The 23,346-nt window shown below is 66.1% G+C and carries 30 protein-coding genes; 10 read left to right on the top strand and 20 right to left on the bottom strand.

Annotation, left to right across the window (positions count from 1 at the left end; all coding sequences use genetic code 11):
• The 4 genes from ACTIFP_RS14355 to ACTIFP_RS14340 form a co-directional block, all read left to right on the top strand.
• The coding region (locus ACTIFP_RS14355; protein ID WP_439569390.1) for a ribonucleotide-diphosphate reductase subunit beta at window positions 1-473 on the top strand (473 nt) is incomplete at its 5' end.
• A gap of 240 nt (window positions 474-713) precedes the next feature.
• Window positions 714-839: a hypothetical protein gene (locus ACTIFP_RS14350; RefSeq protein WP_439569389.1), complete on the top strand. Its 126-nt coding sequence runs from the start codon at window positions 714-716 to the stop codon at window positions 837-839.
• A 39-nt stretch (window positions 840-878) separates the two neighbouring features.
• Window positions 879-1,751 (top strand): sterol desaturase family protein, encoded by an 873-nt coding sequence (locus ACTIFP_RS14345; RefSeq protein ID WP_439569388.1) that lies wholly within the window; start codon window positions 879-881, stop codon window positions 1,749-1,751.
• 132 nt (window positions 1,752-1,883) lie between these two features.
• Window positions 1,884-2,108, top strand: a complete 225-nt coding sequence (locus tag ACTIFP_RS14340) for a hypothetical protein (protein WP_439569387.1) — start codon at window positions 1,884-1,886, stop codon at window positions 2,106-2,108.
• Window positions 2,109-2,422: 314 nt separating this feature from the next.
• Here the strand turns inward: ACTIFP_RS14340 and ACTIFP_RS14335 are convergent, their stop codons facing one another.
• From ACTIFP_RS14335 to mnmA, 8 genes are all read right to left on the bottom strand, one after another.
• Window positions 2,423-2,902: a hypothetical protein gene (locus ACTIFP_RS14335; RefSeq protein WP_439569386.1), complete on the bottom strand. Its 480-nt coding sequence runs from the start codon at window positions 2,900-2,902 to the stop codon at window positions 2,423-2,425.
• A gap of 23 nt (window positions 2,903-2,925) precedes the next feature.
• Complete coding sequence (locus tag ACTIFP_RS14330) at window positions 2,926-4,557, bottom strand: sulfatase-like hydrolase/transferase (protein WP_439569385.1); 1,632 nt, start codon at window positions 4,555-4,557, stop codon at window positions 2,926-2,928.
• A 154-nt stretch (window positions 4,558-4,711) separates the two neighbouring features.
• Entirely contained in the window at window positions 4,712-4,951 is a 240-nt protein-coding gene (locus ACTIFP_RS14325) for a DUF2171 domain-containing protein (RefSeq protein ID WP_439569384.1), read from the bottom strand.
• 167 nt (window positions 4,952-5,118) lie between these two features.
• Entirely contained in the window at window positions 5,119-5,700 is a 582-nt protein-coding gene (locus ACTIFP_RS14320) for a thermonuclease family protein (RefSeq protein WP_439569383.1), read from the bottom strand.
• 128 nt (window positions 5,701-5,828) lie between these two features.
• Window positions 5,829-6,521 carry a DsbA family oxidoreductase gene (locus ACTIFP_RS14315; protein ID WP_439569382.1) on the bottom strand — a complete coding sequence of 231 codons (693 nt, stop codon included), beginning with the start codon at window positions 6,519-6,521 and terminating at the stop codon, window positions 5,829-5,831.
• 23 nt (window positions 6,522-6,544) lie between these two features.
• The gene (locus ACTIFP_RS14310; RefSeq protein ID WP_439569381.1) at window positions 6,545-6,685 is read right to left on the bottom strand and encodes a hypothetical protein; all 141 of its coding nucleotides are present in this window, start codon (window positions 6,683-6,685) and stop codon (window positions 6,545-6,547) included.
• A gap of 110 nt (window positions 6,686-6,795) precedes the next feature.
• Complete coding sequence (locus ACTIFP_RS14305) at window positions 6,796-7,221, bottom strand: hypothetical protein (RefSeq protein WP_439569380.1); 426 nt, start codon at window positions 7,219-7,221, stop codon at window positions 6,796-6,798.
• A gap of 53 nt (window positions 7,222-7,274) precedes the next feature.
• Window positions 7,275-8,399: a tRNA 2-thiouridine(34) synthase MnmA gene (gene mnmA, locus ACTIFP_RS14300; protein ID WP_439569393.1), complete on the bottom strand. Its 1,125-nt coding sequence runs from the start codon at window positions 8,397-8,399 to the stop codon at window positions 7,275-7,277.
• 153 nt (window positions 8,400-8,552) lie between these two features.
• Between mnmA and ACTIFP_RS14295 the strand changes: the two genes are divergently transcribed.
• The 3 genes from ACTIFP_RS14295 to ACTIFP_RS14285 are packed head-to-tail and all read left to right on the top strand — an operon-like array spanning window position 8,553 to window position 9,685.
• On the top strand, window positions 8,553-8,933 hold the full coding sequence (locus ACTIFP_RS14295) for a hypothetical protein (RefSeq protein WP_439569379.1): 381 nt from the start codon (window positions 8,553-8,555) through the stop codon (window positions 8,931-8,933).
• A gap of 2 nt (window positions 8,934-8,935) precedes the next feature.
• Window positions 8,936-9,235 carry a CtrA inhibitor SciP gene (gene sciP / locus ACTIFP_RS14290; protein ID WP_120218304.1) on the top strand — a complete coding sequence of 100 codons (300 nt, stop codon included), beginning with the start codon at window positions 8,936-8,938 and terminating at the stop codon, window positions 9,233-9,235.
• A gap of 51 nt (window positions 9,236-9,286) precedes the next feature.
• A complete protein-coding gene (locus ACTIFP_RS14285; RefSeq protein WP_439569378.1) occupies window positions 9,287-9,685 on the top strand; it encodes a hypothetical protein in 399 nt (132 codons plus the stop codon).
• 224 nt (window positions 9,686-9,909) lie between these two features.
• Here ACTIFP_RS14285 and ACTIFP_RS14280 read toward each other — a convergent pair whose 3' ends face one another.
• Window positions 9,910-10,551 carry a GNAT family N-acetyltransferase gene (locus ACTIFP_RS14280; RefSeq protein WP_439569377.1) on the bottom strand — a complete coding sequence of 214 codons (642 nt, stop codon included), beginning with the start codon at window positions 10,549-10,551 and terminating at the stop codon, window positions 9,910-9,912.
• A 171-nt stretch (window positions 10,552-10,722) separates the two neighbouring features.
• On the opposite strand from ACTIFP_RS14280, the gene ACTIFP_RS14275 reads away from it, so the two are divergent.
• The gene (locus tag ACTIFP_RS14275; RefSeq protein ID WP_439569376.1) at window positions 10,723-11,076 is read left to right on the top strand and encodes a helix-turn-helix domain-containing protein; all 354 of its coding nucleotides are present in this window, start codon (window positions 10,723-10,725) and stop codon (window positions 11,074-11,076) included.
• On the opposite strand, the gene ACTIFP_RS14270 is transcribed toward ACTIFP_RS14275, so the two are convergent.
• The 5 genes from ACTIFP_RS14270 to ACTIFP_RS14250 form a co-directional block, all read right to left on the bottom strand.
• Window positions 11,063-11,908, bottom strand: a complete 846-nt coding sequence (locus ACTIFP_RS14270) for an alpha/beta hydrolase family protein (RefSeq protein ID WP_439569375.1) — start codon at window positions 11,906-11,908, stop codon at window positions 11,063-11,065. The two genes, ACTIFP_RS14275 and ACTIFP_RS14270, sit on opposite strands and share 14 nt — an antisense overlap.
• Window positions 11,909-12,000: 92 nt before the next feature.
• Window positions 12,001-13,824, bottom strand: a complete 1,824-nt coding sequence (lepA, locus tag ACTIFP_RS14265; RefSeq protein ID WP_439569374.1) for a translation elongation factor 4 — start codon at window positions 13,822-13,824, stop codon at window positions 12,001-12,003.
• A 413-nt stretch (window positions 13,825-14,237) separates the two neighbouring features.
• The gene (locus ACTIFP_RS14260) at window positions 14,238-15,122 is read right to left on the bottom strand and encodes a transposase (RefSeq protein WP_439569373.1); all 885 of its coding nucleotides are present in this window, start codon (window positions 15,120-15,122) and stop codon (window positions 14,238-14,240) included.
• Window positions 15,123-15,210: 88 nt separating this feature from the next.
• The gene (locus tag ACTIFP_RS14255) at window positions 15,211-16,221 is read right to left on the bottom strand and encodes a HEAT repeat domain-containing protein (RefSeq protein ID WP_439569372.1); all 1,011 of its coding nucleotides are present in this window, start codon (window positions 16,219-16,221) and stop codon (window positions 15,211-15,213) included.
• A gap of 61 nt (window positions 16,222-16,282) precedes the next feature.
• Window positions 16,283-16,429 carry a hypothetical protein gene (locus ACTIFP_RS14250; protein ID WP_171003893.1) on the bottom strand — a complete coding sequence of 49 codons (147 nt, stop codon included), beginning with the start codon at window positions 16,427-16,429 and terminating at the stop codon, window positions 16,283-16,285.
• Between the two features lie 186 nt (window positions 16,430-16,615).
• Between ACTIFP_RS14250 and ACTIFP_RS14245 the strand changes: the two genes are divergently transcribed.
• On the top strand, window positions 16,616-17,566 hold the full coding sequence (locus ACTIFP_RS14245) for a YncE family protein (protein ID WP_439569371.1): 951 nt from the start codon (window positions 16,616-16,618) through the stop codon (window positions 17,564-17,566).
• 6 nt (window positions 17,567-17,572) lie between these two features.
• On the opposite strand, the gene ACTIFP_RS14240 is transcribed toward ACTIFP_RS14245, so the two are convergent.
• The 6 genes from ACTIFP_RS14240 to argH all read right to left on the bottom strand — a co-directional run bounded on the left by ACTIFP_RS14240 (window position 17,573) and on the right by argH (window position 22,614).
• The gene (locus ACTIFP_RS14240; RefSeq protein ID WP_439569370.1) at window positions 17,573-17,986 is read right to left on the bottom strand and encodes a nuclear transport factor 2 family protein; all 414 of its coding nucleotides are present in this window, start codon (window positions 17,984-17,986) and stop codon (window positions 17,573-17,575) included.
• Between the two features lie 188 nt (window positions 17,987-18,174).
• The gene (locus ACTIFP_RS14235; RefSeq protein ID WP_439569369.1) at window positions 18,175-18,942 is read right to left on the bottom strand and encodes an NAD(P)-dependent oxidoreductase; all 768 of its coding nucleotides are present in this window, start codon (window positions 18,940-18,942) and stop codon (window positions 18,175-18,177) included.
• A 70-nt stretch (window positions 18,943-19,012) separates the two neighbouring features.
• Window positions 19,013-19,546 (bottom strand): GNAT family N-acetyltransferase, encoded by a 534-nt coding sequence (locus tag ACTIFP_RS14230; protein WP_439569368.1) that lies wholly within the window; start codon window positions 19,544-19,546, stop codon window positions 19,013-19,015.
• 33 nt (window positions 19,547-19,579) lie between these two features.
• On the bottom strand, window positions 19,580-20,839 hold the full coding sequence (lysA, locus tag ACTIFP_RS14225; protein WP_439569367.1) for a diaminopimelate decarboxylase: 1,260 nt from the start codon (window positions 20,837-20,839) through the stop codon (window positions 19,580-19,582).
• Between the two features lie 147 nt (window positions 20,840-20,986).
• On the bottom strand, window positions 20,987-21,238 hold the full coding sequence (locus tag ACTIFP_RS14220) for a hypothetical protein (protein ID WP_171003891.1): 252 nt from the start codon (window positions 21,236-21,238) through the stop codon (window positions 20,987-20,989).
• Window positions 21,238-22,614, bottom strand: a complete 1,377-nt coding sequence (argH, locus tag ACTIFP_RS14215; protein ID WP_439569392.1) for an argininosuccinate lyase — start codon at window positions 22,612-22,614, stop codon at window positions 21,238-21,240. The genes ACTIFP_RS14220 and argH overlap by 1 nt, the downstream gene beginning before the upstream one ends.
• A 67-nt stretch (window positions 22,615-22,681) precedes the next feature.
• On the opposite strand from argH, the gene ACTIFP_RS14210 reads away from it, so the two are divergent.
• On the top strand, window positions 22,682-23,236 hold the full coding sequence (locus ACTIFP_RS14210) for a TlpA family protein disulfide reductase (RefSeq protein ID WP_439569366.1): 555 nt from the start codon (window positions 22,682-22,684) through the stop codon (window positions 23,234-23,236).
• The last annotated feature ends 110 nt before the right edge of the window (window positions 23,237-23,346 follow it).

Here is a 23,346-nt window from a genome sequence, read left to right as displayed (position 1 = left end):
GCATCATCAAGCTGTTCCATACCTTCGTGAAGGAACGCGACTGCCTGACCAAGGCGGTGAAGGAAGACATTATCGACACCTGCCAGAAGACGGTGCGGCTCGAGGATGCGTTCATCGACCTCGCGTTCGAACAGGGCCCCGTCCCCGGCATGACGCCGAAGGAGATCAAGCGCTACATCCGCTACATCGCCGACTGGCGCCTCGGCCAACTCGGCTTCGCGCCGATCTATATGATCGAGGAACACCCCCTCCCCTGGCTCGCCCCGCTGCTCAACGGCGTCGAACACGCCAATTTCTTCGAAACGCGCGCCACCGAATACAGCAAGGGCGCGACGCGCGGCGAGTGGAACAATGTCTGGTCCAGCTTCGACAACCGCAAGAAGGCCAAGGCGAACGACGACAGCACCCCGGTGATCACCGCCGAAACCGACGGCGAGGATATGTTCAAACAGGCGGGGATTGCCGCGGAGTAGGATTTGCAACGATTCTCTCGCTGGAGCGGGCCCGCTGCAATTCCGTCGGTCAGCAAATGCGAAGCCATAGCCGAATGAAATAGCTGACACTCCGCCCATCTATGTGCGGATGCGGGTGTTCCATATAATCGATACCGTCGAATTTACGGTCGGCGCCGGCCCAATGGCTGCACCAGAGTTTGCAGTCAGCGGCATATAGCTACATTTCCTCCATCCCAACTCAAGCAACAGGAAGCAAGCATGGCTTCGTCGGCGACGGCAGCGATTGAACGCGCAGCCAATATTAAAGCGAGTGCGGCAGGTTATCTTGCATATGCGCTATTGATTCTGCTCGCCGCCGGGCATTTCCTTACTACAGATTGGTAACTTCACCTCGGCCGCGAGCTAATTTCATCTATAAAACAAATGTTGGTGGTCGGCGGGCTAAAAGGCTTCGCCAAAGCGGCGCTGTTCGTCGGCCTGGCGGCGAGTTGGTACGTTCTCAAGGGGATGATCATCTTCATGGCCTTCTTTCTGGCCGAATACGTGTTGGTCGGATCGCCAAAGAACTGGAAAGCGCTGGCCTTTCCTTTGATCTTGAGAGTTTCATTCATCCTACTGATCATCCCGATACTCAATCGCGTGATTCCAACGACAGGCTTCCAGCCCCTGCTTGTGCTGGAACACGCGCACTTCCCAGAATTCCTTCTGCCAGTGGCTGGCCTGGTTTTGGCAATGGGGACGCTGGTCGTTGCTGACTTCGTAGGGTATCTCGCGCACCGCCTGGAGCACGCGATACCCTTTTTGTGGCGCTTCCATTCGGTGCATCATGCCATTGAAGACCTCAACGCGATAAACAGCAACACCCACCCGGTGGACTCAATCGTGGAGCGGCTAGGCTTGATCGCGTTCGGTACATTGATCGGGTTCAAGGCCGACACAATCGTCATTCTTGTCGCGTTTCAGATATTGCATGACAGGCTAAACCACACGTCGGCGCCGATAAATCTTGGCAAGCTGAACATCATCCTTACAGACAACCGGACGCATCATTTGCACCACAGCATACTCCCCGAGCATCACGACAAAAATTTCGCGGCGATTTTCACGTTTTGGGATCGCGTATTTGGCACTTATGTCCATCCGCATCCGACCAAGCTTCCGATTACCGGCCTATCGGACAAGCTGCCCCCCTCAACCTTGTCACAGTTCTTCTTCGGCACATTGAAGGACCGCAACGTCGAGGATTCAGCCGGGAAGAGCTCAAAAGTTTCGAACGTCGACATCGTCGCCGAATAGCCGCCCTCCCTCCAACGCCATCCCGTCAGGGGAAGTGCCCAGCGAGATTTGCCAGCGCCGCTGGCCAGTCGCAGCGGGGTAGGCTACCGAAGGATAAAGCAACGCCCCCGGCAACCCACTCAGGAAAAGCAGATGACCGAAAAACAGAAGCTCATCATCCTCAGCCAACCGCAGCGAGCAACGCTCGAAGGCCTGTCAAACCGCCGCCCCCAACTCCCCACCGACCCGATCCGCGACGAACTCACCGCGCTGGGACTGGTGGTGAAGCAGGGCGCAAAATGGGCGCTGACCCCGCAGGGCAAGAAGGTGCTGGCGGCTAGCTCGAACCGGCGGAATTCGGGCGGGTTTTCGGTTTGAAATCCGTTCAAACAGCAGCTTTACAAGATGCTGCCGATATATAAGCGATTAGAATGGTTTAGTGCAAAACTTCTAGTTCGAATTACGGGAATTACGGTGGCAGTTTACTAAGTCCCAATTGCCTAATGCCGCCGTCGGGGGCGTGACGTTGTTACCCCGCGCACCGCACCCTCCTTCGTCATGCCGGACTTGATCGGGCATCCACTTCAGCGGCGCAGCATGGACCCCGGCATCAAGTCCGGGGTGACGATGAAGGAAAATCTTCGCACCCCCACGCCTTCGCGTGAAGCCGAATCACCGCGCCACCGCCACCCTCAATGCACCGCGCCCATCACCTGCACGCCCCCCGCGCGCGCCACCGCGAACATCACCGCGTCGCGCACCACCTCGGGCCGGTCGGCCAGCAGGTACAGCTTCACCAGCTCGCGCGTCACCTCGCTGTCGTCGTCGACGACCAGCCGCAGCGACGTCATGCCCAGTTCGCCGCGCACGATCGTCACGTCGCGGATCGCCGCCAGCGGCCAGGACGCCGCGCCGCCGCGGTACAGCGTCCGCCCGTCGTGGCGGACATAGGTGCGCCGCCGCCGCCACACCCCCAACCAATAGGCCCAGACGATCAGCACCGCCGCGATTCCTATCACCGCCAGCGGCTGGGCAAAGATCATGTAGCGGACGGCATCGAGCGGATCGCCGCTCCATGGCAACCGCGCGAGCAGCACGCCGAGCAGCACCGCGCACCCCGCCTGCCACCCCACGATCGGCGCAGCGCGCAGCCTGGCCACTACCACCATCATTCGGTCCCCATGATCATCGCCGCCTAGATAGGCATCGCCGCCGCGCCGCGCCACCCCGGGTTGTCCTCATCGCCCGGAAAGCGCGATCCCGAGGTCACATCGATGTCCCGCTCGGCCCCGGTCGGGATCACGGTGCGGCCGAACCACACATAGCGCCGCGTCGGCGCAGTCAGGTCGCGGTCGTAACGCGCGGTCACCGCCGCGGCGTCATAGCCCATCCAGATCAGCGTCGCGGGCAGGATCTGGCTCGCCGAATGGCCGCTGGCCGGGGCCGCGACATAGCGCGCCGCGAGCGTATCGGGCAGAAAAGCGAGCAGCGGCACGCGAAATTCGTCGGCCACCGCCTCGCGGCTGCAATGCGGCAGCGCGCCGGGGGTCAGGTTCTGGCCATGGTCCGACGTATAGACGATCGCCACCGCGCCCCGCTCGACCCCCGCCAGCAGCTCCGCGAAAAACGCCCGCTTCGACCAGCGCAGCGCGGTGGCATATTGCGCCGCGACCGGCGCGTCCGCCGCCGCCGCACCCGGCGGATAATGATCGCGATACTGGAAATGCACGCCGCGCAGCACCGCATAGGTAAAGCTCTTGCCGCCGCGTTTCAGCTGCGCGTTCAATGCCCTGGCGATCTTTCGGTCGGCGTCGATGCCGCCGACCATCGGGCGATAGTCGTCGATCAGCGCGCGTTCGGGCGGCAGCAACAGATTCTGCGGCGCCCCCGCGGTCTGTCCGTCGATCAGGATCGTCCGGTATCCTGCCGCCCTGGCATAGCCCCAGATCGACGGCGTCCGCCGCATATCCGTGCCTTTTCCGACATTCAGAACATCGACTCCCGACCGCAGCGCGACCTGTGCCGGCGCGCTGCAATGCCCCAGCGCCGCCGCCACCCCAAAATCGCTATGCGGCACCGCCGCCAACGTCGGCGCGATCAGCCGACGGAACGGCGCCTCGGCGACGCTTTCGTCAATCAGCCAGACGATATGCCGCGGCGCGGACGCCGCCGGGTCGGGTGTCAGTCCAACCACCGCGCGCGGCGGTGCCGGCGGTGCGGTGATCAAATCCCAGCCAAGGCCATAGAGGCTTCGTTCCGCGCTTTCCGGAAAAGCCGCGCTATGGCGATAGATCGGGCTCGGCGCGACCAGCAGGACCAGCAGCGCCGCAGCGACCCCCTTGTTCCACGGCATCAGGGTGGCGCCGCGCGCCAGCCGCCGTGCCGCGACGAACAGCGCCAGCGCCGCCGCCACCTGCACCGCGACGAGCACAAAATCGCTGCCGAACTCGCCCGCCGCATTGCCCAGCTGGCGCACCTCGGCGATCATCCACGCCAGCGAACCGCCGTCGACCAGCTCGGGCACGATCTGGCTGTAACCGATGTTGACCAGCAGCGACGCCGCGACGAGCGCCAGCAGCATTGCCGCCCCGCGCCGCGGCAACAGCAACAACGCCGCCAGCAGCACCGCGGCCTGAAACGCCAGGAACAGAAAGGCGGTGACCGCGCCCTGCGGGTCGCCCGCGGCATAGCGATACGCGACGCCGTGGGTCAGCTGAAAGCGGTTGGCGATACCATAGCCGACCGCGAACAGCAGCAGCGCCGCGACCAGCCGCCCCGCCACCGCGCGCCCGCGCCGCGCCCCCCGATCCCCTCGCTCGCTCCTCATCGCGCACCAGCCTAGTCGCAACGCCTTGAAAAATCATCAAGGACCAGACGCCGTCGGCCGACATGAAAATGGCCCGCGTCGAGGGGGCAGACGCGGGCCAGTTTCGGTGCCGCGGCGCCCCATTGCGCCGCCGGCCCTCTGTTATGTCATGCCGCTATTCGGCTTCTTCGAACAGGTCGACCGCGGTGGCGCCGGTGGCCGAAAGGCGGATCGTGTCGCCCTCGACCGCCGCGACCAGCCCGGCAGGCAGATAATGATGCTTGCCGTCGCCGCTGTCGCTCTTGGTCAGCTTGATGCGCTCACCGTCGAGATGGTCGACGGTGCCGACATGGACGCCGTCTGCGCCGATGACGTCCATATGTTCCTTGATCGCGCTATGGTCATGCTCAGCCATGGTCATTCTCCTTGCCGTGCTGCGGAACGGTCCGCGAGAGGCACGCCCATCATACGCCGTGCCGACGCGTTCGATCCATGCTGTCCGACCAGCCGCCCCAAAGCCGCGCCCGCCGTGCAGTCGCGGTCGCTATGCCGCAGCGCCCGACCGCCCCGTCGTTCATTGGACTAGCACCAGGGGCGGCGCCGACCCTCCCATGGCCGCGCCAGCCCGTCGGCGACCAGCACCGCCCCAACGCTCGTGCCGCCGCGCGTCACGATGCGCAGCTTGCGGTCATATTGGTCCGCATCGCGTCCGGCGCTTTCCAGACTGAACGCCCCGGCATTCAGCCATTCGTGCAGCCGCTCGGTCGCCGCCGCGCCCAGCGCCGCCTCCTCCGCGCAGCGCGCGGGGTGCGTTTCGGGGGTATCGATGTCGGCGATGCGATATTTGTCGCCCGCGAACCAAAAGGTATCGCCGTCGACCACGCAGCTGCTGCCGCCGCCGCTGTGGCAAATGCCGAAATTCGCCGACAGCCTGTCATCCGTGGGCGCGGCCTTGACCCCCGCGAAGCTGGCCGCAATGGCGCCGGGTTCCCAGTCGATCGACACGCCGTCCGGAAAGCGCTGAAAGGTCGCCAGCGCGGCGACAAAGGCAATCGCCATGACGGGCGTCAGCCAAAGATTGGACCCGACTCGGCGGCGCGGCCGCATCGGGCTGCGGCGGCGGAGGTTGCGTTGCCGTGGATAATGAAAGTCGGGACCGGCCATGTCGCCGACCCTGCCACCAAAGGCTTAGCAAAAGCCCAACACGGCTGCTCCGCTATGAGCGCCAATTATACGGAAAAGGCTCCGAAGTGACGCTGCCGCGGACAAACTGCCAACCGCACGCCAGCACATCACGCCGCCGCAGCAAGCACCTTATTCTCGATGACACGGATAAACACCTCGGGATCCTGCGCGCCGGGGACCAGCATCCGGCCGCCCAGGATGAAGGCGGGGACGCCGGTGATATTCTGGTCGGCCCAATAGGCCTGTTCGGTGCGCACCATCTCGCCAAACTCACCCGATGCCAGGATCGTCGCGGCGCGGGTGCGGTCAAGCCCGACTGACGCGGCCACGTCGGCCAGCACGACATGATCGCTGACGTCGCGATTGTCGGTGAAATGTGCCGCGAACAGCGCCAGCTTCAGCGCCGTCTGCACGCCCGTCGCCGCCGCTTGCTCGGCCTCTTCCAGGGCGCCAGCCCAAGTCAGCAGGCGGTGCGCATCGAAACTGTTGCGCATACGGAAATCGGGACCACGGTTGAATGCAAAGCCGAGGTCCGCGGCGACGCCCGCCATCTTGCCGCTGTTGGCGCGGCTCTGTTCGGCGGTGATGCCATATTTGCGCATGACATGCTCAGCCGCATCCTCGCCCTCGCGCGGCATGTCGGGGTTGAGTTCGAACGGGTGCCATTGGACGCGAAAATCCAGCCGCCCCGCGAAATGCGCCATCACCGTCTCGAACTTCAGCCAGCCGATGATGCACCATGGGCACATAACGTCGGACACGATGTCGACGCTCAGGCGCGGCACGCTTGGTTCGGTCAACGAAAGCCTCCTGTCGATCGCGATCAGTCGGCCGACCGGCGATCCTTGCCCGTGCGCCGGTCGTCCTTGCGACGCTCCGGTCCCTTGAACGCGGGATCCTCGGCGACGCGCCGGTCGGTCGATCGCCGATCCGAACGCGCCCGTTTATCCTCGTCGGATGCCATACGCTCCCCCCTTCTTTCACCAAAGGAAACAAGAGCGACCCGGGCGTCAGTAACTCATATATTGGGAGAAAAGACAAGGCGACCAGCAGCGGCGCGAACCGGTCGATGCCTTACTCGGCGATATGCGCGGTCGCTGCCGGATCCTGGGCGGCCGCCGGTCGCGACAGCGCCCACCAGCTGCCCAGCATCAACGCCAGCGACAGTGCTTCGATGATCATCCCCTGGATGATGCCCCAATTGGTCGGGTCGCCCATCGCGACACCGATCAGGCGCCCGGCGAGCGCGGTGCCGAACAGCGCCGCCGGTACCAGCAAGGCGCGCGTCCAGGTCGGCACCAGCGCGCCAATGGCCGCGCCGCCCGCCGCAACCAGGAAGAAGGACGACAGGTCGGCGCGCAGGGTGTTGATCGCGACCCCGCTGATCGTGAATTTGAAGGTTTCGGAATAGGTCGCCGGATCGAGCAGCCCGCGCACCCCGACGATGACGAAAAATAGCGCCCACAGCAGGATCGCGCCGCGCAAGACCCAATTGATCATGATATTCTCCCTTGCTGGCCGCCAAGCTGCGGCATCGGGCAAAAAAGTTCAATCTATTCCGCGGCGAAGGTTTCTTCGATCCAGCCGCCGCCGAGCACGCGGCTTTGATCGGCGGCATCGTAAAGCACCGCCGCCTGCCCCGGCGCGACGCCATATTCGGCCGCCGCAAAAATCAGCCGGTCGCCCGTGACGCGCGCCGGCACCGGCCGCGCCATGCTGCGCACCTTTGCCATGACATCGCGCCCATCGACCGCGCCCAGCCAGTTCGCTTCGCCCAGCCGCGCCGCCGACACCGCCAGCGCCCGGCGCGGCCCGACGATCACCTGCTTTGCGTCGGCGTCGAGCCGCACGACATAGAGCGGTTCGGCCTGGCCGCCGATCTCGATCCCGCGGCGCTGGCCGACGGTGTAGTGGATGAGCCCCTTATGCGCGCCCAGCACCGCGCCATCGACATGGACGATGTCGCCCTGATCGTCGGCTTCGGGACGTAGCTTGCGCACCAGCGTCGCATAATCGCCGTCGGGGACAAAGCAGATGTCCTGACTGTCGGGTTTCGCCGCGACGCCCAGCCCCAGCTCGCGCGCGATCTCGCGCACCACGCTCTTTTCCAGGCCGCCCAGCGGGAAGCGCAGGAAGTCGAGCTGGTCCTGCGTCGTCGCGAACAGGAAATAGCTCTGGTCGCGCGCCGGGTCGACCGCGCGGTGCAGTTCGGCCCCCGCGGCCCCCATCACGCGCCGGACATAATGGCCGGTCGCCAAGCAATCGGCGCCCAGTTCCCTGGCAAGCTGGAACAGGTCGGTGAACTTCACCCCCATGTTGCATCGCACGCAGGGAATCGGAGTCCGCCCGGCGAGATATTCGTCGGCGAACTGGTCAATCACCGTGTCGCGGAAGCGGCTTTCATGGTCATAGACATGATGCGCGAAGCCCAGCCGGTCGGCGACCGCGCGCGCGTCGCGAATATCCTGTCCGGCGCAGCAGGCGCCGACGCGCTTTGCCTTGGCGCCATGGTCGTACAATTGCAGCGTCACGCCGATGACCTCGGCGCCCGATCGGGCCGCCAGCGCGGCGACCACGCTCGAATCGACTCCGCCCGACATCGCGACGACGATTCGCCGATCTTTCAGCGGCATCGCAAGCTGGAAGTCGGCCTGGGCAAGCCCGGCAGGAGAAATCATCGTCGCCATGATGCGCGCCATCTAGGGATGCGAACCCGAAAATGCCAGCTTTTCCGCCATCAGTGTCAAGATATTGACGGGGGTTAAGCTTCGCTAACAACGGATGAAATGGGCATTTACGTGACCTTAGGTGATCGGCGCTAGACCGGCATCATGAACATCGCCCCGTCCGAATTTCCGCGCCTTGCCGGTGCCGCCAGACTGTCAAAGCCCGGCTTTGACATCATCCTGGCCGTCTCCAGCGCGCGCCAGGCAGCGCAACCGACCGTCCGGTTGCTGCAGGCGGGCGCGACTCGCCGGACGCATGCCGCAACGCTTAACGCGCTGCGCCACATGCTGGGCGGATCGCGCCGTGCGCCGGAACAAAAAACGCTGCGCGTCGTTCGTTTCTTCGACCTGTCGGACGGGGTGAACGTCCTGCCCGAAACTATGAACGGCCTGTTTACCAGAGGATTTCAGCCGATGTTGAATCCCTCTGCTTTAGAGACAAATGCGTCGGACCAAATCCCCCCCGACGTTGAAACCATGGAATGAATATGATCGAGAATCAGAAAATCCGGCCCGCTCAGGTTATCGGTCCGCTCGGCGAACCACTGACGATCGACTCGCTGCCGCCGCCGTCGACGACCCGCTGGGTCGTGCGCCGCAAGGCAGAGGTCGTCGCCGCGGTCAATGGCGGGCTGCTCAGCGTGGACGAAGCGTGCGAGCGTTACAGCCTGACCCTCGAGGAATTTGCCGGCTGGCAGCGATCGATCGATCGCAGCGGCATGCCGGGGCTGCGCGTCACGCGCATCCAGCACTACCGCGATCTGTACGAGCGCCAACAGCGTTTCTGATCGCAGCCGGACCAGGATCGATGAAAGAGGGCGCCTTGGGCGCCCTCTTTTTTGGCTGCAATCGGCGCCACGGCCCATAAAAAGCGTCCGACTTTCCGCCATTTGATGATCGCCATGCAACCCTATTGTTCACCCCGCGTTAAGCCCCGGAGTCAACTTTGGGAGTCACTCAATATGCGCAAGATGTTCATTACCCTCGCCGCCACGTCCGCCCTCGCCCTTGGCGCCTGCCAGAGCCCCGCGGCCGATAAGGTCGAAGATCAGGCCGAAGCTCAGGCCGAAGCCATCGACGATCAGGCCGACGCGATGCCCGAGGGCCCGGCGAAGGAAGCCATGGAAAACAAGGCTGACGTCGTCGAGGAAATGGGTGAGGAAAAGGCCAACGCCATGGACGATAACGGCGAGATCGCCCCGTCCGAAACCGGCGTCGGCGACACGCAGACGAAATAAGCACTGCCGTCCCTAACAAGGCAGGGTGAAGGGCGCTGGAACCTGGTTCCGGCGCCCTTTGTCGTGTGCGGCCATTTTTCCGGCAATTTTTGACGTCATGTGACGCGGGTCACCACTTTGTAATCCCGCCGCGCCTATGAAGGCTGCGTGGACGGAACGCTTGGGCGTCACGCGCCACGGCCTACCCTCCCGCCGCCGGCAGCGACCCCCGGCGGTGGGAGGGACTAGGCCGCACCTTCTGCTTCGAGCGCGCGCAGCACGTCGCGTACCCCCGGCGCATCGGCGTCGGCGCGCAGCGCCGCGATTCCGGCGGCGACGTCGAGCCGATATTCGGCGACCCCTGCCGACTCGCCGGTCCATTCGGCAGCGAGCGATTTCACCAGCCGCTTCGCCGCGGCATTTTCCGACAGGATATGGACATCGAGCACCGTCAGCCCTTCGGCCCGGCAGTGGACGAGCAGCGCCGCGGTCATCATCCGCGCCAGCCCCTGCCCCTGAAATTCATCGACCACCGCGACCGAAAATTCGCCCGCGCGGCCGCCGTCGCCATGCCGCACCGCATGGACCGCGCCGATCGCCGGCTGTCCTTCGCATTCGGTGCAGATCGCCCCCCACGCGATATGGTCGTGGCCGTCGACGTCGACCAGCCGCTCGATCACCGCATCGGGCAGGACCGGTACCGGCGAGAAAAAACGCAGATAGCGCGATTCCGCCGACAATTTGGCGATCCCGTCGCGCAGCAATTGCTCGTCGTCGGGGGTGATCGTGCGCAGGCACACCGCGGTGCCATCGTTCAGTGCGCTGTGCACCGCAATGTCGTCGATCGTCTTCGCCTTTCCCGGCGTCTGTCCGTCCACCCGAGTCATCGCGGTCTCCCAGCCGCGCCACGATAGGAGCCGCAAGCGCCGCTGGCAATTCGCGGCTGGCCGTTGCGGCGCCCGTCAGCGCCGCATGATCGGTGAGATGTTGAAAGCGGTTCGGCTTCTGAACTTGTATATTCGCGTCATTAAACAGTCACCCGTGAGGTACAAGATTTCGTGATCCATTCGCCGATCGACCCGATGATCGAAGAGTCCCCCGCGCTCGAAACGCTCGGTGCGCGGCTCGCGCGGCTGCGCCGGACGCAGGGGCTGAGCAAGACCGACCTTGCCGATCGGCTGGCGATCAGCGTTACCGCGATCTGCCATTGGGAACAGGACCGGTCGCGACCGAAAGCGGCGCGGTTGCAGGCGCTGTCGCAGCTGTTCGGCATATCGACCGCCGACCTGCTGAGCGGCGAGAGCGTGACGGCGCGCCAAAATCTAGCCGAGCTGGTCGCGCGCACCCGCGCCGAAATCGCCCGCGCCGCGGGAACCAACCCGTCGAAGGTGCGGATCGTTATCGAGATGTAGGCGTGGCGCCCGGCCGCCCCAGCGCGGCCAGGATCGCCGCGCGCTGTTTGCTCCAGCTGCGGCTGTCCGGCGCGATCAGTTCGACATGCCCCTCGCCCTGCGTGACCTCCATCGGCACCGTCACCCCGCGCGCCATCATCGCGGCGCTGTAGGCGGTCCCCGTCGCGGGCGGAGTCACGCGGTCGCGGTCGTTGTTGAATTGCATTTCGCGCGCACGGCCCAGCGGCATTTCGGGCGGCGAAGTGCGGGCATAGTCGCCGCGCGCCATCGCCGCGGGGGCGTCGGCGCCGCAGGCATGACCGCTGCTGGCCGCCCCGGCGCGCAGGTCGGGCAGTCCGCCCTGGCTGATCGCGAGGTCGATGCGGATCGGATCGGCGCCGCGCAGCGCGTCGCTCGCCGCCAACCCCGGCCGCCGCGCCAGCCACAGCGCCAGATGCCCGCCCGCGCTGTGCCCGATGGCGATCCGCACCCCGCCGGTGTCGAACCCGTGCTTCGCGCCCTCGGCCAGGAACAGGTCGGCGGCGCGGGCGACATCCTGATAGGTTCCGGGCATCCCACCGCCGCGATCGACGCCGCGATATTCGATATTCCACACCCCGATGCCATGCGCGCGCAGGTCATCGGCGATCCAGTTCATGATATCGCGTTCGGCAATCGCGGTCTGCCAGCAGCCGCCGTGGATCATGATCACCGCCGGGTGCGGCCCGTTCCCGCTCGGCACCCACACATCGACCAGCTGCAGCGCGTCGTCGCCATAGCGAATCGTCGCATCGGCGACCGGCCGGGCGCGGGTCAGCAGATCGGGCCAGGTCATGATTGGCTTGTCGGGCACCGCGGCTTCCTCGCTGATCCGGCCGACCGGCGTCGGGGCGCAGCCGGCCAGGATCAGCGCCAGCCCGGCCAGCGCGCCGTTGCGGCGGCCGATCAGGCGTCGTCGCCCATCCGCAGCGCGGCGATGAACGCCTCCTGCGGGATGTTGACGTTGCCATATTCGCGCATCCGCTTTTTGCCCTCTTTCTGCTTTTCCAGCAGCTTTTTCTTGCGGGTCGCGTCGCCGCCATAGCATTTGGCGGTCACGTCCTTGCGCAGCGCGGCGATGGTTTCGCGGGCGATGACCTTGCCGCCGATCGCGGCCTGGATCGGGATCTTGAACATGTGGCGCGGGATCAGATCCTTCAGCCGCTCGCACATGCCGCGGCCGCGGGTTTCGGCGGTGCCGCGGTGGACGATCATCGACAGCGCGTCGACCGGCTCGTTGTTCACCAGGATGCTCATCTTGACGAGATCGCCGGGACGATGGCCGATCTGATGATAGTCGAAGCTGGCATAACCGCGGCTGATGCTCTTCAGCCGGTCATAGAAATCGAACACGACTTCGTTGAGCGGCAGTTCATAGGTGATCTGCGCGCGGCCGCCGACGTAGGTGAGGTTCTTCTGGATGCCGCGGCGGTCCTGACACAGCTTCAGGATCGAGCCGAGATATTCGTCGGGCACGTAAATCACCGCCTCGATCCACGGCTCCTGAATTTCGTCGATGCGGTTGGGGTCGGGCATGTCGGCGGGGTTGTGGAGCTCGATCTCCTTCGCCGCCTCATTCTTCGTATGGCCAAGCTTCAGCTTGTACACGACCGACGGCGCGGTAGTGATCAGGTCGAGGTCATATTCACGGGTCAGCCGCTCCTGAATGATCTCGAGGTGGAGCAGGCCGAGGAAGCCGCAGCGGAAGCCGAAACCGAGCGCGGCGCTGCTTTCCATCTCGAACGAGAAGCTCGCGTCGTTGAGGCGGAGCTTCTGGATGCTCTCGCGCAATTTCTCGAAATCGTTGGCGTCGGTCGGGAACATGCCGCAGAACACGACGGGCTGGACTTCCTTGAACCCCGGCAGCGCCTGCGCCGCGGGCTTTTTCGCGTCGGTCACCGTGTCGCCGACGCGCGCCTGCGCAACGTCTTTGATCTGCGCGGTGATGAAACCGATCTCGCCGGGGCCAAGCTCGGAAAGCTGTTCGATCTTGGGCGTGAAACAGCCGACGCGGTCGATCAGATGGGTGGTGCCCGCCTGCATAAACTTGATCTGCTGGCCTTTTTTCAGCACGCCGTCGACGACGCGGATCAGGATGACGACGCCGAGATAGGGGTCGTACCAGCTGTCGACGAGCATCGCGACGAGCGGCGCCGCCGCGTCGCCCTTCGGCGGCGGGATGCGGGTGACGATGGCTTCGAGCGCTTCCTCGATGCCGATCCCGGCCTTGGCCGACGCGAGCACCGCATTGTCGGCGGGCAGCCCGATGATGTCCTCGATCTCGGCCTTCACCTTGTCGACGTCGGCGGCGGGCAGGTCGATCTTGTTGATCACCGGCACGATTTCATGGTCGTGCTCGATCGACTGATAGACGTTGGCCAGCGTCTGCGCCTCGACCCCCTGCGCCGCATCGACCACCAGCAGCGCGCCCTCGCACGCCGCGAGGCTGCGCGACACTTCATAAGCGAAGTCGACATGGCCAGGGGTATCCATCAGGTTGAGCTCGTACGTCTCGCCGTCATGCGCCTTATATTTCAGGCGCACCGTCTGCGCCTTGATCGTGATCCCGCGCTCTTTCTCGATGTCCATATTGTCGAGCACCTGCGCCGACATTTCGCGCGCGGTCAGCCCGCCGGTGAACTGGATCAACCGGTCGGCGAGCGTCGATTTGCCATGATCGATATGCGCGATGATGGAGAAGTTACGGATGTGGGACAAAGGCGTGGTCATGCGGGGCGCACTAGCAGGCGAAAGCCGCGCTGTCAGCAGGCTCTTAGAGCCCCCAAAGCCCCGCATGAGCGGGTCGGTTTTGTGTCCTTTGTGGCTTTAAGGAGGCAATGGATTTGCATGGGCGGCCCGATTTTCGATCAAGCGGCGGCAAAGTTCAGCAAAGTTCAGCCCAATGACGCAAGCTGTGGACGCCTTCAAAGGTCGCGCGCGGGCGCACTGTTCGGGAACGCGGCGGAGCAGCAAATGAACTAGTCAAAGAGCCACAATGCGAGGCTGGCATGGCGGAAAATTGTAGGAAAGAGTTTTTTTGAGGGGCGGTGCGGAGGAAGGCACTGGACTGGATCGAGTGGGCGGAAGCGGGACTGCTGAGGTGCGGCGGTTCAATCCTGCCTGTGGCCCAGCCATCGGGAGGCTCAGCGTGCCAACCACCGCGCACAATCATCCCTGACCCGCGCGTCCGCATCCCCCATCCCGCTTTCCAGCACCGCCAACCTGCCCGCGCCCTCTGCCACCGCCGCCAGCGCGGCGATGGCGTTGGCGCGGACTCGCGACACCGGGTGGGCTTTGGCGAAATGGTCGGCGATGTCTTTCGCTTCGGCGCTCAGGTGGACCGCGCAGCGGAGGAGCATTTCGCTGCTGGTCAGGGTGGGGCGGCGGGCGATGGTCTGGGATTCCAGGTCGACGATATATTGGTCGCGCCAGGGGACATGCTCGCCCTCGTCCATGATGTTGAGGCTGACCGACAGGGTTTCGGGGGGCAGCTGGCGGTGGATGTCGCGGTGAGCGCGGTAGAGGAGCAGCTTGCCTTCGCTCAAACGGCTGCGTTCGATGAATTTGAGCGTCAGGGGTTCGCCGTGGCGGCCGTCGATGGCTTCGGGATCGACCTCATAATGGTCGCTGACATAGCCGGGGCCGAAATAGCCCGCGGTGAGGAAGCTGAAATTATGGTCGTGCGCGACGCCGTAGGAGAAGGCCGCGGCGCCGCTGGAGGCATAGACGGCGTCGGTCGCGGCGGGCCATAAATTGGCGCGGATGTAGAAGCCGCGCGGGCTGCGGTGGAGGAGAAAGACCTGCGCCGAATAGCGGTTGGCGGCGAGTTGATCGGCATAGCTGGCCTTGAGCGCGGCGATCATGTGGTCGGCGAGGAAGCGGCGGTTGCGGGCGAGGCCCGCGAGCAGGTCGGCGCAGCGGGCGATGCAGGCTTCGTCGGTGAGGTCGACGCCGTGCTGGTCGAGGCGCGCGGTGACTTCGGCGAGGTCGAGCGCGGGGCCGGGGGATGGGGTTAGGGTGCGTGGCATGGGCGGGCTTTCTGTTCCCCTCCCGCTTGCGGGAGGGGTTGGGGGGGGGTGGCGCGGGGCGCTGCTTTCGATGCCCACCCCGCTGCGACTAGCCCGCAAGCTGGCAAGTCTCGCTGCCCCTCCCCTGAAGGGGAGGGGATGAGTAGAGCGCCAGCGTCGCCGCCGCGGCGCGGCGCACCTCGGGGTGCGGATCATGCGCCGCCATCGCCGCGAGCGGCGCGCGGGCAGCGGCGGGATCGAGCGCCACCAGTTCGCGCATCGCGTGCCAGCGCGCGGCGAAGCCTTCGCTTTGGGTCTCGGCGATGAACAGCGGGGCGGCATCGGGGCGGCCGAGGTGGCGGAGCAGGGTGAGCGCCATGGCGCGGAAACTGCTGTCGCGGCGCGCGGCGCTGACATGGATCAGGCGACCGCTGGCGGGATCATAGGTGCGGATCGGCAACGGCGATGGCGGCTGGACGGCGAGTTCGAGGAGGAGGACGTCGCGCGCGCCGGGGATGAGGGTGAAGCTGTGCCGCGCGGTGTCGAGGTGGAGCGTTTCGCCGGTGTCGAGCGGGCGCGGCGGAGCGCAGTGGCACGGCGCCGCGGCGGCGGCGGTGAAGGCGCCGGCTTCCTCGGCATCGCTGATCGCGACGCGATGCTGGCAAAGCTGCGCGCCGCCGCTGGCGAGGACGTGCACCGCGGCGCGGCCGGGGATGAAGACGATCGGCGCGGCCGCGGCGGTGGCGGTGGCGGCGGGCCAGAGGCGCAAGGTCAGGCGGACTATTCCGCGGTCGGCGAGGACCAGCCCGCCGGGAGCTTCATCGCCGCCACCGATCAGGCGCAGCGGCGGACGGGCGAAGGGGTCGGCGCCGAGTAGCACGAGCGCGCGGTCTAACCGGTCGCGCAGCCAGCAGGCGTCGGTGAGCCAGGGGAGCAGCGCCGCGATCGCGGTGTCGGCGGGGGAGTCGGCCAACGCGTCGATCGCGGCGAGCAAGCCGCCGGGCGTAGTGTCAGCGGCGGTCCACTCGGCGGCGAGCTCAGCCACCGCGGCGCGCATCGCCAGGCGGCGCGCGGGGTCGCCGCGGGGGAAATGATCGTGACGGGAGAGGTTTTCCAACATCGCGCGCGAGGCGGGAAAGGATGGGCGGCGCACGGGCCGCCCCGCCCTTCCCGCCAACCGATCAGTCGTAAACGATCAGCGCGATGGTGACCGCGATTTCGAACACCGACGGCCCCGACGACGCGCTGTCGCCGACGAGCGAGCCGAACAGCCCGACCGCAGTGTCGAGCAACGGCAAGGCGTCGATTTCGATGGCTGGCAGACCCATATCCTACTCCCCTGTTGACCGGCGGCGCGACCTGCCGCCGGGGGAAAGGGTTAAAAGGCGGCGCGCCGCGCGCCAGTTAACTTACCGTAATCTTGGCCCCGTCGCGCGATCATGTCGCTGGTCGAACGCGGCTTGCCCGCGGCGCGGCGCGGCATAGGATGCAGCAACCAGACCGGGAGATTTGCCATGCACCGCCCCCTTGCCGCCGCCGTTCTGGCGCTGCTGATCGCCGCGCCCGCCGCCGCCGAAACATTGCTGATCGGCAACAAGGGCGAGGATAGTCTGAGCGTGATCGCGCTGGCGTCGGGCACCGAACTGGCGCGGTTGCCGACGGGCAAGATGCCGCACGAGATTGCGGTGTCGCCCGACGGCAAGCAGGCCGCGGTGGTGGCCTATGGCGGCACGACGATCGACGTGTTCGACATTGCGGCGCGGCGGAAGCTGAAGACGATCGACATCAGCCCGAACCAGCGGCCGCACGGGCTGCTGTGGCTGGCCGATGGGCGGCTGGTCGCGACGGCCGAGGGCAGCCAGTCGGTCGCGGTGGTGGCGCCCGATGGCACGGTGACCTCGATCGCGACGGGGCAGCAGGGGTCGCACATGGTCGTCGTCGCGCCCGACAACCGCACCGCTTACGTCGCCAATATCGGGTCGGGGACGGTGAGCGTGCTCGATTTGCAGGCGGCGACGAAGCTGCGCGACTTGGGCGTAGGCGGCAAGCCCGAGGGGCTGGCGCTGGCGAAGGGCGGGCGCGAGCTATGGGTCGGCGATCTCGATGCGCCGCGGGTGTCGGTGTGGGATACCGCGACGGGCGCGAAGATCGCAGAGCAACCGGTCGATCCGGTCGCGATCCGGGTGCTGGCGAGCCCCGACGGCAAGCTGATCGCGACGAGCAATATCGGCGCGGGAACGATCAGCCTGTTCGATGCCGAAACGCGCGCGCCGGTGCGGACGATCCAGGTGTCGGAGGGGGACGCAGCGCGGCAGGTGACGTTGCTGTTCAGCCCCGACTCGCGGCGGCTCTATGCCGCCGAGACCGGGATCGACAAGGTCGCCGAGATCGACGTCGCGAGCGGCAAGGTGCTGCGCCGGATCGCGGCGGGCAAGCAGGGGGACGGGTTGGCGATTGCGCCCTGAGGGCGGTCAGCCGAGCGCGTGCGTTTTCGCGAGCTCGGCGAAGATCGGATGGTCCGAGTGGATGTGGTTTTCGATCACATAGCCGTTCTTCAGCACCAGCCGATCGACGCCGACGATATGATCGGGGCCGACTGGAAAGTCGCCGTGGACGATCCAGCGGACGAAGGCGACGTCGCCATTTGACGCATGATCGGTGACCTCGACGCTGAAATCGCCGAGTGCGGTCAGGAAATTGGCGATGGCACCGATGTAGGCCACGCGCCCGACGACAGGGGCTGAGGCGCCAGGCCATTTCCCGACGACGTCGGGCCAGACGACCGGCGCCACCATGCGCGCGTCGCGGCCGTGCGACCAGAAGAGCGCGAAACCCTCGACCGACCATGGGCGCGAAGGCGGAGCATCGGGGGATGATTCGGACATACGCTGCCTTTGCCGTGGTTGCGAGTTGCAGGCTAGCAGCGGCGGCAGCGCGCTCAATAACGCGGCAGGTAATGGGGATGGACGGCTCTATGGCGATTTAGAGGCGGGGAGCGGACGTTTCCCTTTCCCCTCCTCTTCAGAGGAGGGGATGGCCAGCCTAAGGTCCGCAATCGGTCGCTAGCGGTCGCTCACATCTCCAGCCACAGCGACAAACCAGCTGGAGCATCCCGCGGTCGCGCTTCTACAACATGCCGCGCCGCATCGGCGCGCGCGCGGTCGAGGATCGCGGCGGGGATGGTCGCCGGGTGGAAGATGTGATCGGCTTCGCCGAGCAGCCGCGCGGCGCGGAGGGTGAGGTCGTCGGGGTCGGGGCTGGTCAGGTGGATCGTTTCGAGGCGCGATGGCGGTGTGACCGCATCGCTGGCCAGCCAGCTTTGCACCTTGTCCGCCGCTGGCTCATCGAGGGGATCGAGCGCGCCGCCGCTCGCCAGCGCGGCATCGATCGCGCGGCGGCGGTCGGCGGCGGCGGGCCAGCGCGCCTTCATCGCGTCACGCGCGGCGTAAAGCGCCGACGCCAGCGCGCCGAGGCGGGCGGGGAGCAGTGCCTCGATCCGCTGGCGCACCGCCTTGGCGAGGCCCGCCGAGGCGCCGCCGGTGCCGATGGCGATGGTGACGGGCGTGCGATCGACGATTGCGGGGGTGGTGAAATCGCACAGATCGGGGCGGTCGACGACGTTGACGAGCAGGCCGTGGGCGCGGAGGGCTGCCGCGGCGGCGCGCGCTTCGCCTTCGTCGTTGAGTGCGACGAAGGCGATGGTCGCGCCGGCCTCCCACGCGGAAACGATGCGCCCTCCTGCCCGCTCGATCAGGCGGGCTTTGGCGTCAGCGGCTTCCCCCTCTCCGACCAGCACGACGGCGCGGCCGGTGAGGTTCAAGAAGATGGGGAGCTGGTGCATGGGACGATCCTGCCATTATTCGCGGACACGGGCGGGGAGCCCACGGCCGCTGGAGAAAGGCGTGCCGGTTTCACCGCAGATCCCTGTACCAGAAGAGCGCGACATCGTCCTCGTCGGTCCCGCCCGCATAAAGTTTGCGGTCGAAGCCGCCAAGCACATAGCCGGCGCGCGCATAGGCCCGGCAGGCCGCGGGGTTGTTCGATTGCGTTTCCAGACGGATTAGCCTGAAGCCCGTATCGCGTGCCCAAACTTCGACGCTGGCCAATAAGGCTGCCGCGACCCCGCGCGCCCGAGCGCGGCGGTCGACCGCGATTTCAGCAAGTTCCGCCATGCCGTTCCAGCACTCCGACATGCACACATAGCCCAGCAAATGGCCGTCGGATCGCGCCGCGAAGAGAGCGCTCCGCCCCGAGGCCTCGTCGGTCGGGTCGGTGGGATCGAAACCATAATCCTTGCGCCGCGATGGCACGGGATGCAGCTGGCTCGGATCGTCATAAGGAAAGACGATGGCCTGCGAGATGTCGAAAGAAAAGTCGCACGCGGCGAGCTCGGCGGTCGGGAGGGCGTCCACCTGGCTGATATGAACCGGATCGGGCGGCTCCATAATGTTCACTCCGTCGACCGATCCGGTCCTGACTCAATCGATCCAGTCGGGCACGCGCTCGGCGGCCATGATCGTGCTGGCGGCGATACGGTCGGCGACCTTGATGTAGCGATCACCGTCGACCAGCACCTCGGGCACCAGACTGCGGCTATTGTAGGTCGACGCCATCGTCGCGCCGTAAGCGCCCGCGGTGCGGAAGACCGCGAGATCGCCCGATTCGACCTTGTCGGTGACGCGGTCGCGCGCGAAGGTGTCGCCGGTTTCGCAGACCGGGCCGACGATCGATGCCGTCATCTGTTCGCCGGTCGGCTTGACCGCGACAAAGTCGTGATAGGCATCGTAGAGCGCCGGACGCGCGAGGTCGTTCATCGCCGCGTCGACGATGACGAAGGGGTTGGTCGCCCCGGGCTTGACCCACAAGACTTCGGTCAGCAGCACGCCGGTATTGCCCGCGATGACGCGGCCGGGTTCGAACATCAAAGTGACGTCCCAGTCGCGGGTCACGCGCGCGACCATCGCGCCATAGTCGGCCATGCTCGGCGGCTTGTCGTCGGGCTTGTACGAAACGCCGAGACCGCCGCCCAGATCGACATGGGTGATGCTGTGCCCCGCGGCGCGCAGGTCGGCGACAAGGCGGCCGACCCGTTCGAACGCCGCTTCGAGCGGGTCGAGACTGGTCAACTGGCTGCCGATATGCACCGCGATCCCGCGCATCTGGAGTCCCGGCAGCGCGGCGAGGCGGTCGAACATCGCGGGTGCGACGTCGATACCGACGCCGAACTTGTTGTCGGCCTTGCCGGTCGAAATCTTGGCGTGGGTGCCCGCATCGACGTCAGGATTGACGCGCAGCACCGCGCGCGCCGTCATTTCCTTCGCCAGCGCGATTTCGGCGAGCGCGATGCCCTCGGGTTCATGTTCGATGTTGAACTGGCCGATGCCGCGGTCGAGCCCCTGCGCCAGTTCGGCGCGCGTCTTGCCGACGCCCGAAAAGACGATGTCCTCGGGCGCCATACCCGCCGCGAGCGCGCGTTCGAGCTCGCCGCCCGACACGACGTCGGCGCCATAACCCTGCCGCGCAAGGACGCGCAGCACGCCGAGGTTGGGGTTGCTCTTGATCGCAAAGGCGAGGTGCTTGCGCGGCACGTCCTTCAGTCCGTCGCGAAATTCCTGCGCGTGGCGTTCGAGCATCGCGCGCGAATAGACATAGACGGGGGTGCCGACTTCTTCGGCGATACGGGGCAGCGGAATGTCTTCGGCGTGCAGGACGCCGTCACGAAGTGCAAATTGATCCATTGAATTCAGTCCTGGTCATCATCTCCCGTTCGCCCTGAGCTTGTCGAAGGGCCGTTCTTTCTTGCCGCGCCGGGAAAGAAGATCGGTGCTTCGACAAGCTCAGCACGAACGGAAAGGGAAGCAAATTCTATCGTTCGACCGCCTTGATCAGCCCGGAGGCGGCAAATCGAAATCGTCGGGTTCGCGTTGTTCGGACCGTTTGAGAAGTTCGTCGCTGCGCGCGGGCCGGGCCTGCGCGTCAGGCGTCGTAAGCTCCTCCGTGGTCGGGGCGCGGGCGGCGCCGACGGGGACGACCGGGGCGGGCTGACCCGCCACCGGCTTCAGATCTTCCTTGCTGCCGCACGCGCCGAGCAGCGCCGATGCGGCTATTGTTGCCATGATGAGGCGCTTCATCGCCATCAATTCATTCCTTCCAGCGCAGCGCGGGCCGCGGATATCGCCTGCCTTACCCGGTCGGGGGCGGTGCCGCCATAGCTGGTGCGACTGGCGACCGATGCCTCGACGGTCAGCGCCGCGAGCACGTCGGATGTCACGGCGGGGTGGATCGCGGCGGCATCGGTGGCGGGGAGCGCCGACAGCTCGACGCCCAGTTCCTCGGCGCGCTTGACGCAGGCACCGACGACATGATGCGCTTCACGGAACGGCAAGCCGTTTTCGCGCACCAGCCAGTCGGCGAGGTCGGTGGCAGTCGAATAGCCAGACGCGGCGAGCGCGCGCATGCGGTCGGTACGGAAGGTCAGGGTTTCGACCATGCCGGTCATCGCGCCGAGCGACAGCGCCAGCGCGTCGAAGGCGCCGAACACCGTTTCCTTGTCGTCCTGCAAATCCTTCGAATAGGTGAGCGGCAGCCCCTTCACGATCACCGCGAGCCGCTGGAACGCGCCAAGCAGCAGCCCCGCGCGCCCGCGCACCAGCTCGGCGGCGTCGGGGTTGCGCTTTTGCGGCATGATCGAGCTGCCCGTCGACCAGGCGTCGGGCAGGCTGATGAAACCGAAGGGCTGGCTTGCCCAGATGACGATTTCTTCGGCAAGGCGCGACAAATGGATCGCGGCGATCGACGCCGAGGCACAAAATTCGAGCGCGAAGTCGCGGTCGGACACCGCATCGATGCTGTTCGCCATCGGGCGGTCGAAACCGAGCGCGGCGGCGGTGGCGTGGCGATCGACCGGGAAGCCGGTGCCCGCGAGCGCGGCGGCGCCGAGCGGCGATTCGTTGAGGCGGCGGCGCGCATCGGCAAAGCGGCTGCGGTCGCGGCCGAACATTTCGACATAGGCGAGCAGATGATGGCCGAGCGTCACCGGCTGCGCGACCTGAAGGTGCGTAAAGCCCGGCATGATGCTGTCGGCATGTTCGTCGGCGCGCGCGAGCAGCGCGATCTGCATCGCGGCGAGCCCGGCGTCGATCCGCTCGCACGCGGTGCGCGTCCACAGCCGGAAATCGGTCGCGACCTGATCGTTGCGCGAGCGCGCGGTGTGGAGGCGCCCGGCGGCTTCGCCGACCAACTCTTTCAGCCGCGATTCGACCGTCATATGGATGTCTTCGAGCGCGAGGTCGACGGGGACGCCGTTCGCGGCAAATTCTTCGGCGATCTGGGCCAGGCCGCGGTCGATCTGAACCGCATCGTCGGCACCGATGATTCCCGCCGCGCCGAGCATCGCGGCGTGCGCGCGGCTGGCGGCGACATCCTCTTCCCACAATCGCTTGTCGACCGGGATCGAGGCGTTAATCTCTTGCATGATCGCCGCGGGTCCGCCACCGAAGCGGCCGCCCCACATGCTGTTGCTGTCCGGAGTATTCGCCATCCGCCGCGTTCCAAGCCCGTCTCTTGCGATCCTCGCCCTATTGCTGGCCGGACCCATCGCGGGCTGCGATAGGGAAAAGCAGGCGGGCGGGCAAGCGGGGCAAGGCCAAGCAAATGTTTCGGCGGGCCAAGCGAAGGGCATCGGCAAGTTCGAATATGTGATCGACCGCAGCCACAAAGGCGCAGCGGTGCCGACGGCGGCATTCACCGGTCCTGACGATGCGCCGGTGACGCTGGCGGCCTTCCAGGGCAAGCCGCTGCTCGTCAATCTGTGGGCGACCTGGTGTGCGCCGTGCGTGGCGGAAATGCCGACGCTCGATGCCTTGGCGGCAAAGCGCGGCGAGGCGATGACGGTGATCGCGGTGGCGCAGGATTTGCAGGGCGCCGCAGTCGTCGATCCGTGGTTCCAGAAGGCGGGGCTGAAAGCGCTCCAGCCCTATCTCGATCCCGAAAACAAGTTGCTCGACGCGTATAACAGCGCGCTGCCGACCAGCATTTATTACGACGCCGACGGGCGCGAGTTGTGGCGCGTGGTCGGGGCGATTGATTGGCAAGGGGATGAGGCGAAGGCGCTGCTGGCGGAGGGCGGGGTTTAGATGTTCGTCGCCCCCGCGAAGGCGGGGGCCGCTGTCGTTTTACGCAGCGATGCAGGGTCAGGCTGCTTGCGGCCCCCGCTTTCGCGGGGGCGACGACAAACAGGAAAAGG

The sequence above is a fragment of the Sphingopyxis sp. genome, assembly GCF_051861155.1.
GTDB lineage: Bacteria > Pseudomonadota > Alphaproteobacteria > Sphingomonadales > Sphingomonadaceae > Sphingopyxis.
Note: the sequence above shows the minus strand (reverse complement) of the source record. Positions and strands in the feature narration are given on the sequence as shown.

What these genes read in the sequence shown, in the direction of transcription:
- ACTIFP_RS14350 (WP_439569389.1), top strand. Translation starts at nt 714, where the DNA reads ATGGCTTCGTCGGCGACGGCAGCGATTGAACGCGCAGCCAATATTAAA.
- ACTIFP_RS14345 (WP_439569388.1), top strand. Translation starts at nt 879, where the DNA reads ATGTTGGTGGTCGGCGGGCTAAAAGGCTTCGCCAAAGCGGCGCTGTTC.
- ACTIFP_RS14340 (WP_439569387.1), top strand. Translation starts at nt 1,884, where the DNA reads ATGACCGAAAAACAGAAGCTCATCATCCTCAGCCAACCGCAGCGAGCA.
- ACTIFP_RS14335 (WP_439569386.1), bottom strand. Translation starts at nt 2,902, where the DNA reads ATGATGGTGGTAGTGGCCAGGCTGCGCGCTGCGCCGATCGTGGGGTGG.
- ACTIFP_RS14330 (WP_439569385.1), bottom strand. Translation starts at nt 4,557, where the DNA reads ATGAGGAGCGAGCGAGGGGATCGGGGGGCGCGGCGCGGGCGCGCGGTG.
- ACTIFP_RS14325 (WP_439569384.1), bottom strand. Translation starts at nt 4,951, where the DNA reads ATGGCTGAGCATGACCATAGCGCGATCAAGGAACATATGGACGTCATC.
- ACTIFP_RS14320 (WP_439569383.1), bottom strand. Translation starts at nt 5,700, where the DNA reads ATGGCCGGTCCCGACTTTCATTATCCACGGCAACGCAACCTCCGCCGC.
- ACTIFP_RS14310 (WP_439569381.1), bottom strand. Translation starts at nt 6,685, where the DNA reads ATGGCATCCGACGAGGATAAACGGGCGCGTTCGGATCGGCGATCGACC.
- ACTIFP_RS14305 (WP_439569380.1), bottom strand. Translation starts at nt 7,221, where the DNA reads ATGATCAATTGGGTCTTGCGCGGCGCGATCCTGCTGTGGGCGCTATTT.
- mnmA (WP_439569393.1), bottom strand. Translation starts at nt 8,399, where the DNA reads ATGATTTCTCCTGCCGGGCTTGCCCAGGCCGACTTCCAGCTTGCGATG.
- ACTIFP_RS14295 (WP_439569379.1), top strand. Translation starts at nt 8,553, where the DNA reads ATGAACATCGCCCCGTCCGAATTTCCGCGCCTTGCCGGTGCCGCCAGA.
- sciP (WP_120218304.1), top strand. Translation starts at nt 8,936, where the DNA reads ATGATCGAGAATCAGAAAATCCGGCCCGCTCAGGTTATCGGTCCGCTC.
- ACTIFP_RS14280 (WP_439569377.1), bottom strand. Translation starts at nt 10,551, where the DNA reads ATGACTCGGGTGGACGGACAGACGCCGGGAAAGGCGAAGACGATCGAC.
- lepA (WP_439569374.1), bottom strand. Translation starts at nt 13,824, where the DNA reads ATGACCACGCCTTTGTCCCACATCCGTAACTTCTCCATCATCGCGCAT.
- ACTIFP_RS14260 (WP_439569373.1), bottom strand. Translation starts at nt 15,122, where the DNA reads ATGCCACGCACCCTAACCCCATCCCCCGGCCCCGCGCTCGACCTCGCC.
- ACTIFP_RS14255 (WP_439569372.1), bottom strand. Translation starts at nt 16,221, where the DNA reads ATGTTGGAAAACCTCTCCCGTCACGATCATTTCCCCCGCGGCGACCCC.
- ACTIFP_RS14250 (WP_171003893.1), bottom strand. Translation starts at nt 16,429, where the DNA reads ATGGGTCTGCCAGCCATCGAAATCGACGCCTTGCCGTTGCTCGACACT.
- ACTIFP_RS14245 (WP_439569371.1), top strand. Translation starts at nt 16,616, where the DNA reads ATGCACCGCCCCCTTGCCGCCGCCGTTCTGGCGCTGCTGATCGCCGCG.
- ACTIFP_RS14240 (WP_439569370.1), bottom strand. Translation starts at nt 17,986, where the DNA reads ATGTCCGAATCATCCCCCGATGCTCCGCCTTCGCGCCCATGGTCGGTC.
- ACTIFP_RS14235 (WP_439569369.1), bottom strand. Translation starts at nt 18,942, where the DNA reads ATGCACCAGCTCCCCATCTTCTTGAACCTCACCGGCCGCGCCGTCGTG.
- ACTIFP_RS14230 (WP_439569368.1), bottom strand. Translation starts at nt 19,546, where the DNA reads ATGGAGCCGCCCGATCCGGTTCATATCAGCCAGGTGGACGCCCTCCCG.
- lysA (WP_439569367.1), bottom strand. Translation starts at nt 20,839, where the DNA reads ATGGATCAATTTGCACTTCGTGACGGCGTCCTGCACGCCGAAGACATT.
- ACTIFP_RS14220 (WP_171003891.1), bottom strand. Translation starts at nt 21,238, where the DNA reads ATGGCGATGAAGCGCCTCATCATGGCAACAATAGCCGCATCGGCGCTG.
- argH (WP_439569392.1), bottom strand. Translation starts at nt 22,614, where the DNA reads ATGTGGGGCGGCCGCTTCGGTGGCGGACCCGCGGCGATCATGCAAGAG.